Origin of the sequence: Phenylobacterium sp. (assembly GCF_041919955.1) — a bacterium.
GTDB lineage: Bacteria > Pseudomonadota > Alphaproteobacteria > Caulobacterales > Caulobacteraceae > Phenylobacterium.
Genome location: NZ_JAYRSU010000003.1, coordinates 291,884 through 300,195, shown reverse-complemented (window position 1 = coordinate 300,195; position 8,312 = coordinate 291,884). Strand labels below are relative to the sequence as shown.

Here is an 8,312-nt window from a genome sequence, read left to right as displayed (position 1 = left end):
GGCCTTCGGCGCCGATTTTTTCAAGGAGGATTTGGGCTTCATCTTCGTTCCTTCGTCACTACGACGAAGCCCAAATCCTCCTTAAATCACAACCTCAAATCTGTGCCATTGGCGCTGACGGCGGACAAATCCCGGTCGAAGGCGAGGTGAATACGACCGTCCTCCCGGTCTTTCGGTTCATCAGCCATGATCGTCGCCCGATACGCGGGCTTTGAGCGCCCGCGGCATGGTCGCCAACCCCTCCGCCCTCAGCAGATTGATGAAGCCATCATTGGCGAGCAGATCCTTCAGCGCCTCGACAACGAACAGCAACCGGATCTGGGTGAAATCCGACTTCTTGACGAGGAGACGCTGCTTTTCGGCTTCGCGTTGATAGACCTGCATGAGATCGGCGGCCGTCATTCGTCGACTGCTCGTCTTCCGGCCCAAACGTCCGACAGGCAATCCTCCCTTGCGCTGACTCCGCATACGCATGTCGAGCAGGCGGCGGACGGCGGCGAGCTTCTTGCCCCTGAGTTTCCCGGTCTCATAGGCGTCGAGAAGCAGATTCTGCGCCTCTTCCGTCTCGGCCTTGGAAATCTCCATCGCCAGGGTGATCGGAATGAGTCCGGTTTCGACCGCGGCCACCAGCCGCTCCTCGCCGCGCTCAAGGAGCGAAGCGATCATGTTTACCCAGGATGCCCCGACGCCGATCTTCTCGGCGATGGTCGCATCGCTATAGCCGCGGGCCCGTAGAGCACCGATTTCACGCATAAGGTCGATGGGGCGCGGCGTGCGTCGTGCGATATTCTCGACCAGGCTCATCACGAGGCATTCGCTCTCGCTGGCCTCGATCACCACGGCCGGAATCTCAGTCTGGCCCAGCATCTGGAAGGCTTCCAGCCGGCCTTCACCGCAGACCAGATCATATCTTGGGCCGCCAGCCCCATCACGGCGGCTCACCGTGATCGGCCGCTTGAGGCCGATGGCCTCGATGTTGTTCACGATCTCCCGATGCTGGCGCTTGTTTCGCGCGCGTGGGTTCAGAACCGTGATCCGGGAGATGGGGATCATTTCGATCCGGTTCGGTCGAACGGCAGGCATCAGGCAGCCTCCGCAAGAGGAATGGGCGTAGCGATGTCGTAGAGAAGGTCGAGGCCGTCGAAGCGGTAGGCATCGAGCCCGAGCGCATTGTCCTCTCCCAGCCGCAGCTTTTCGGAGAGCATGTCGATGCGCGGGAACAGGTAGTAATCGAGCGGCGCGCGATTGGCGCTGTCCATCCGAACGACGATCGTGATGTCGGGCGCGAGCGAGGTATCGAAGCGCAACTGCCAGCGCAAAAGCCCGGTCGGCGTCTCGATGCACCGGGCCACCACCACGGAAAGGCTGAACTCGCCGTTGACGATCACCCGGTCGGTCTCAAGATCCTGCCAGGCAGCGCTGCCCGTAGCCTGCAATCCGTCGAGCACCTCACGGAGAATGCCGGGATGGAGCTTACGCAGCTCGCGGTTGATTTCGACGTAGCGGTAATCGCGATCCGGCGTAAAACCCACGAGGCTGTAGGCGCGAAGTAGGCTGCCAAAGCGGGAGCTGTAGGCGCTGCTGGATGGCATCCCATCGCATTCGTCGATGACGATGCCGGATAGCAAACCCCTTTGTTGGTACAGCTTCCGCAGAGATTGCAGCATCTCCTCGTCGCTCAAACGAAAGGAGCGCGCGCCGATGATGGTCCTTGCCGCCTCGAACAGTTCGCGCTCGACGACGGCCGCGAAAGCATCCTGCGCCCTGATCCACATCTCCGGATCGTTCTGGACGCGCTTTTTCTTCAGCTTGAAGGACCGGCGATTCCATACGTTGTCGCCGACGTATTTCTCATTGATCAGAATCTGGTGGACGGTCCCCCTGGTCCAGGGGCGTCCGAGATCGGTCGGAATGCCCCGTTCATTGAGATCAGCCGCAATTTCCCGCTCGCTGAATCCCTGATGGACGAAGGCCCGGTAGATGCCGCGCACCAGATCGACTTCTTCCGCCGGGCCAAGCGTTAGGATCACCCGATCGGTCTGGATGCTCTTTTGCTCACCCCGTTCGAGGAGGCCCTTGGTGGCGCCATGCTCGTCGATCAGGGTCCGTCGCAGGCCGAATCCTGCCGGCCCACCCTGACGATAGCCCTTCTCGATCAGCCGGCCCTGACCCGCGAACACCTTGGTCGATAGCTCGCGGCTATATTCACCGGCCATCGCACGCTTGACGCCCTTGACGATGGTCGAGATCGGGCTGCCATCGTTGTCGAATTGCTCGGCGCAATACTCCACGGCGATGCCGGCGCGTCGGCAGATATATTCGTAATAGGCGCTCTCGTCGGCATCCTGAAAACGGCCCCAACGGCTGACGTCATAGACGAGCACCAATGTGAAATCCGTATTCCCGGACTGCACGTCCTCGATGAGCTGCCTGAGCGCATCGCGCCCCTCAATCTTCAGGCCGCTCTTTCCCGCGTCCGCATAGGTCCGGACGATCTCTATCCCACGAGCTTCGGCATATTGCTTGATCGCGTCGGATTGGTTTTCGGTCGAATATTTTTGATGGTCCGTCGACATGCGGACGTATTCGGCAGCCCGAAGAGGACGTTCAGGCTGCCCGGACCGATCGTCGTCGTGAAGTCTCCGGCTCGTCACATCACGCCCTCCTGAAATCGACTGCGGCGGTCCGGGCGACCTACCGCCGCAGCGCATGACGGGCCTCAGCCGTCACTCCGCACTGAAACCAGTGTAACTGCGGAGAGAACGGAAGATGTTGCCGAAAAAGGGCAGGAAATTACCCCTATGGACAGGCGTCCTCGCGGGGCGAGAAATCTACGCGCAGACCATCGCGGAGCTGCTGCGCAAGGAGCATGGCGACAGCCATCGCGCGATCAAGCAGCTCATGCGCCAGACCGAGGCGAGTGAGAGGACCGTCAAGCATTGGCTCTCAGGGCAACACGGGCCAGATACGGTCTATTTCCTCCGTCTCGTGGTTTCGTCGCCGGTCATCAGGGCCTTCGTTCTCGGCCTGATCGAAGGACCTGCGGCAACCCCGCTGACAGATCCGGTGGATCGCATTTCGCTCGCAAGAGCCCGGGAAGCCTATGTGGCCGGCGAAGCCGCTGGCGGAAGGCCAGCAACAGGCGCGCAACTTAATGACCCTGATCGTGTCCCTGAACGCGACCCTATAAATGTCCCTGATCGGGCGGAACTCAACGAGCGACAACGCTGGTTCCTGGACCGAGTCGCGGACGGCCGGTGTGGCGCCAACGAGATCGTGGCGGCCTGGACGGTGAGCCTGAAAACCGCGCGCCGGGACATCGCCATCCTCAAAGCAGCGGACCTCATCAGCTATATCGGATCGCGGCGGAAGGGACGGTATCGTAGGACGCCAGGATAGCAGGAGTCGCATTCAGGGACGGTTGCTGGACGACTGCCAGGAAGAGATGCTGTCGCCGTGCTCCTCGGGCTTGCCCGATTTGCACGCCACAGCACGACGCGCTGCTACGCCCGAATATTCGAGCTTCCATTCAGCATCATCTATCGCCTTCTATCCGCTTAGAGAGGCGACCGAAGGAATTTGGCATGAGGCAGCAAGTCGAGCCCATCATGAAGCGCACCATCCGGCGGCATCAACTCCGGGAAATGGTCCCTCTCGCCGACACCACGATCTATGACATGGAACAGCGCGGCGAATTTCCCCAGCGCTTCTATCTCACGTCCCGCTGCGTGGTCTGGGATCTAACCGAGGTCGAAGCCTGGTTGGAAGAACGGCGCCGAGCTTCACGCGCCAAGGCGGTGAAGCGTGCGCCCATTCCGGACGTCCAGCTCCGCAAGACCCGCCCCATCAAACATCCGGCTCGGGCGTAAGCAGGTCCATCGTCGGCGGATAGAGGGTCGGCGTGTATTTTTGGCCGGCAACCCAGGCGTCCACCAGGTTGGACCATTCCTGCATCATATGCCGGCGCTGATGCTCGTATTCCGCCTTGTTGTAGATGCCCCGTGAGGATCGCCCGTCCTCATGCGCCAGACACTTCTCGATCCAGTCGCTGTTGAAGCCCAATTCGTTCAGCAGGGTCGAGCCGGTGCGCCGGAGATCGTGAACCGTAAAGGACTCCAGCGGCAGCCCTTCCTTCTTGGCCCGCTCCACCACCGCCGTCGTGATCCGATTGAACGTCGCCCGCGACATGGGCGCGTCGGCGTCATAGCGCGACGGCAGGACGTATTTGGAATTGCCGGCGCAGGTCTTGAGAGCGATGAAGATGTCGAGCATCTGCTGAGACAGATAGACGTTGTGCGCTTTCGAGCGCTTCATCCGCTCCTTGGGAATCGACCAGACGGCGTTCTCGAAATCGACCTCATCCCAAACCGCGTCCTGCAATTCGCTCTTTCGTACCATCGACAGCAGGATCAGCTTTATCCCGAGCCGGATCGTCGGCAACGTCGCCACATGCTCGATCTGGCCGAGCATGATGCGGATCTCCGCCGGAGACAGGGACCGGTCCTTCGGCACGAAGGTCGCGATCGACGCCGGGCCAACTTCGTCGGCCGGGTTGGCGACCTTCTCGCCATGCAGGATGGCGAAAGCGAAGACCAGTTTCACGATGTCTCTGACGTGGACTGCCGTTGCCGGTGCGCCACGTTCCTTCACCTTCGCGCACAGCCCGCGCAGATCCTCCGGCAGGATCTCCGGCAGCAGCCGGTTGCGAAACGCCGGGAGAATGTCGCGCTCGAAGATCGATCGACGCATGGCGCGCGTGCTGTCCGCCATTCGTGCTTCCTGAAGCCAGCGCTCACCGAACTGGCCGAAGCTCTTCGCCTCCTGGAGGCGACGCTTTTCGCGCTGCTTCTCCTGCGCCGGCGAGCGGCCCTCCGAAATGGCGCGTCGGGCATCAACCACCTTCTCACGCGCCCGAGCCAGGGAGAGCCCAGCGGGACCGTAGCGCCCCAGCGTCAATGTCTCCCGGCGGCCGTTCAGTCGGTAGTCCAGGCGGAACACGATCGCGCCCGAGGGCTGGACCACGACATACATACCGTCACGGTCCACGATCTTGTATAATTTCTCTTTTGGTCTCAGAGCCTTAATGGCGGCGTCGGTCAACATCCACACTCTCCAGATTGGTCACAATATGCCGGAGAGCGCCCGATTATACCGTCAGGCCAAAAACGGCCCTTCTGATCTGATATTTTCCCTGTATTTACAGAGCATTATGCCAAAAAATATACCGTCAGAAGCTCTCTTGGACCTGACGGTATATGCGATTTTCGACTGAGACAAGATGCGCCATACCGTCAGCCATACCGTCATTCCGGAGGCTAACCCAGCGATAGATGCCGAAAGATTCAGAGATATTTATTTATATATTTCAGTCGCTTATGTCGCATCATGGCGTATTTTTGGATACGCCCGGATGGGCAAAAATCATTCCCACTCGATCGTGCCGGGCGGCTTGGACGTGACATCGTAGACGACCCGGTTTACGCCGCGGACCTCGTTGATGATCCGCGTCGCGCAGCGCCCCAGGACTTCCCAAGGGAACTCGAAGAAATCGGCGGTCATGCCGTCGGTCGAGGTGACCGCCCGCAGGGCCAGTACGTTCTCATAGGTGCGCGCATCGCCCATGACGCCGACGGTCTTGACCGGCAGAAGGACAGCGAAGGCCTGCCAGATGGCGTCATAGAGCCCGGCCTTGCGGATTTCCTCCAGGTAGATGGCGTCGGCGTCCTGCAGAACCGCCACCTTCTCCTTGGTGATCTCACCCGGAATGCGGATCGCAAGCCCCGGGCCGGGGAACGGATGGCGGCCCACGAACTGCGGCGGCAGGCCAAGTTCGACGCCCAGGGCGCGAACTTCGTCCTTGAAGAGCTCGCGCAGCGGTTCGACCAGCTTGAGCTTCATATAGTCCGGCAGGCCGCCGACGTTGTGGTGGCTCTTGATCACCGCCGAGGGCCCGCCGCGGGCGGAAACGCTTTCGATCACGTCGGGATAGAGCGTGCCCTGCGCCAGGAACGCCGCGCCCTCGATCTTGGCCGCTTCCTTGTCGAATACGTCGATGAAGAGCTTGCCGATGGTCTTGCGCTTGGTCTCCGGGTCCGAAACCCCTGCCAACTCGCCGAGGAACAGGTCGCCAGCGTCAACATGGACCAGCGGAATGTTGTAGTGGTCGCGGAACATGGTCACGACCTGAGTAGCCTCGTCCTTGCGCAGCAGGCCGGTGTCGACGAAGACACAGGTCAGCTGATCGCCGATCGCCTCGTGGATCAGCACCGCGGCCACTGAGCTGTCGACCCCGCCCGATAGGCCGCAGATCACCTTGCCGTCGCCGACCTGGTCGCGAATCTTCTGGACCATCTCCTGGCGGAAGGCCGCCATGGTCCAATCGCCCTTCAGCCCTGCGATCTTGTGGGTGAAGTTGCGCAGCATCAGCGCGCCGCGCGGGGTGTGCGCCACTTCCGGATGGAACTGGATGCCGTAGTAGCGGCGGCCCTCGTCGGCGATCACCGCATACGGCGAGCCTTCCGACACCGCGACGGTCTCGAAGCCGAGCGGCAGGGCGGTGACCTTGTCGCCGTGGCTCATCCACACCGTCTCGAAGTGACCGACGCCGCCCAGGCCGTCCAGCAGCGGGCTTTCCTTGACGATCTCGATCTCGGCGCGGCCGAACTCGCGCGTCGTGCCCGGCTCTACCTTGCCGCCCAGCTCGGCGCACATGGTTTGCTCGCCATAGCAGATGCCCAGAACCGGCACGCCCAGTTCGAAGAGCTTCTTGCTGGCCGCGGGGCTCTCGTCCTCGTGCACGCTGGCCGGGCCGCCCGACAGGATCACCGCCTTGGGCGTGAACTGCTCCAGCACCGCGTCGACCTTGTCGAAGGGGTGAATCTCGCAATAAACGCCGCTCTCGCGCACCCGGCGGGCGATGAGCTGGGTCACCTGGCTGCCGAAGTCGACGATCAGGACTTTCTCGTGGGCTTGTTGGGTCATTGCGGAGTCCATTTGGCGCGCTCAAGCACGGCGACGAAGAAGCCGTCGGTGGCCGAACTGCGAGGCGAGAGACGAAGATATCCGTCCGTCGTCAGGTGACGGACGAGGTGCGGGTCGGCGGTTGCGGGGATGACGCGGAAGTCCATCCAGCGTTCAAGGAAGGCGGTGACGCGATCCTCGTCCTCCTCCGGCAACACCGAACAGGTGACGTAGACGATCCGGCCGCCCGGCTTCACGAACTGGACGGCGTGATCCAGCACCCCGTCCTGGTCGGCCACGCGCTGGGCCAGGGTGGCGGGCTTCAGCCGCCACTTGGTGTCCGGATGACGACGCCACGCGCCAGTGCCGGTGCAGGGCGCGTCGATGAAGACGACGTCGATCTTGCCATCCAGGCCCTTCAGGGCGTCGGGATAGATCGGCGAGCGGACCTGCAGGTTGCGCACGCCGGCACGCTCGGACCGGCGCACCGTATCAGCCAGCCGGCGCGCTTCGCTGTCGTAAGCGTAGATCTGGCCCTTGTTGGCCATGGCGGCCGCCAGAGCCAGGGTCTTGCCGCCACCGCCGGCGCAGAGGTCGAGGACCTGCGCGCCCTTGATCTCGCCCGCGGCTTCCGCGGCGATCTGCGAGGCCAGGTCTTGGACTTCGAACCAGCCCTTGGAGAAGGCGGGAACCGCTTCCAGAGACTGGCTTCGCTCGCTCGGATCGGGGGCGGCTATGCGCAATGCATTTGGAAGCACGCCCGTCGGCTGGGCGTTGAGTGGAGCTAGCGCCTTCAGGGCCTGCTCGGCGTCGGTCTTCAGGGTATTGACCCGCAGGTCAACCGGCGCCCGCTCGGCGAGCATCGCGCCCTCCAGCGCCGCATCCTGGCTGAAAGCGCGGGCGAACGACGGCTGCAGCCACTCCGGATAGTCGCCGCGGATCGACGGCGGCGCGTCGGCCAAGTCACGTGGCGCCACCAGGGCGGCGCGCTCGGCCTCGGTCAGTTCGCCCGGGCCGTGGGGCGCATCGGCGGCCGCCTCGGCTATCCGTTCCACCGGCCAGTTCCAGAGGACGTGCAGGGCGCAAAGCGTGGCTGCGCGTGGGCTGTCGTCGCCCATGCGCCAGGCCAAGGAGCGGCGCCGGCGCAGCACGTCCAGCACAAGCCCGGAAACCCAGGCTCGGTCCTTCGAGCCCGCAAAGCGCGAGGCATCGCCCCACGCCTTCAGCGCCAGCTTCACAGGCCGATGGCGCGTCTCGACGTCGGCGAGAATCTCGATGGCTGCGGCAAGGCGTCCGCCGTCACGCAAGGTGTGGCTCCAGTCTGATCACGCAGTTCCCCCCTGCAAAGCAGA

General features: G+C 62.8%; 7 protein-coding genes. 2 read left to right on the top strand and 5 right to left on the bottom strand.

Annotated elements, in window-relative coordinates; translation table 11 throughout:
- Positions 1-180: 180 nt before the first annotated feature.
- Positions 181-1,083, bottom strand: coding sequence for a plasmid partitioning protein RepB C-terminal domain-containing protein (locus tag ACE3T2_RS04735; protein WP_159599144.1), 903 nt, complete (start codon positions 1,081-1,083; stop codon positions 181-183).
- Complete coding sequence (locus tag ACE3T2_RS04730; protein ID WP_374655222.1) at positions 1,083-2,654, bottom strand: recombinase family protein; 1,572 nt, start codon at positions 2,652-2,654, stop codon at positions 1,083-1,085. Before ACE3T2_RS04730 ends, ACE3T2_RS04735 begins: the two co-directional genes overlap by 1 nt.
- A gap of 115 nt (positions 2,655-2,769) precedes the next feature.
- Here ACE3T2_RS04730 and ACE3T2_RS04725 point away from each other — a divergent pair, with 115 nt between their 5' ends.
- The gene (locus ACE3T2_RS04725) at positions 2,770-3,399 is read left to right on the top strand and encodes a hypothetical protein (protein WP_374655220.1); all 630 of its coding nucleotides are present in this window, start codon (positions 2,770-2,772) and stop codon (positions 3,397-3,399) included.
- A gap of 209 nt (positions 3,400-3,608) precedes the next feature.
- Complete coding sequence (locus ACE3T2_RS04720; RefSeq protein WP_010545765.1) at positions 3,609-3,869, top strand: AlpA family transcriptional regulator; 261 nt, start codon at positions 3,609-3,611, stop codon at positions 3,867-3,869.
- Here ACE3T2_RS04720 and ACE3T2_RS04715 read toward each other — a convergent pair.
- The 3 genes from ACE3T2_RS04715 to ACE3T2_RS04705 all read right to left on the bottom strand — a co-directional run bounded on the left by ACE3T2_RS04715 (position 3,847) and on the right by ACE3T2_RS04705 (position 8,267).
- Complete coding sequence (locus ACE3T2_RS04715) at positions 3,847-5,103, bottom strand: tyrosine-type recombinase/integrase (protein WP_064332320.1); 1,257 nt, start codon at positions 5,101-5,103, stop codon at positions 3,847-3,849. The genes ACE3T2_RS04720 and ACE3T2_RS04715 overlap by 23 nt on opposite strands.
- A gap of 318 nt (positions 5,104-5,421) precedes the next feature.
- Entirely contained in the window at positions 5,422-6,981 is a 1,560-nt protein-coding gene (guaA, locus tag ACE3T2_RS04710; protein WP_374655217.1) for a glutamine-hydrolyzing GMP synthase, read from the bottom strand.
- Positions 6,978-8,267, bottom strand: coding sequence for an RsmB/NOP family class I SAM-dependent RNA methyltransferase (locus tag ACE3T2_RS04705; protein WP_374655215.1), 1,290 nt, complete (start codon positions 8,265-8,267; stop codon positions 6,978-6,980). Before ACE3T2_RS04705 ends, guaA begins: the two co-directional genes overlap by 4 nt.
- Positions 8,268-8,312 lie beyond the last annotated feature (45 nt).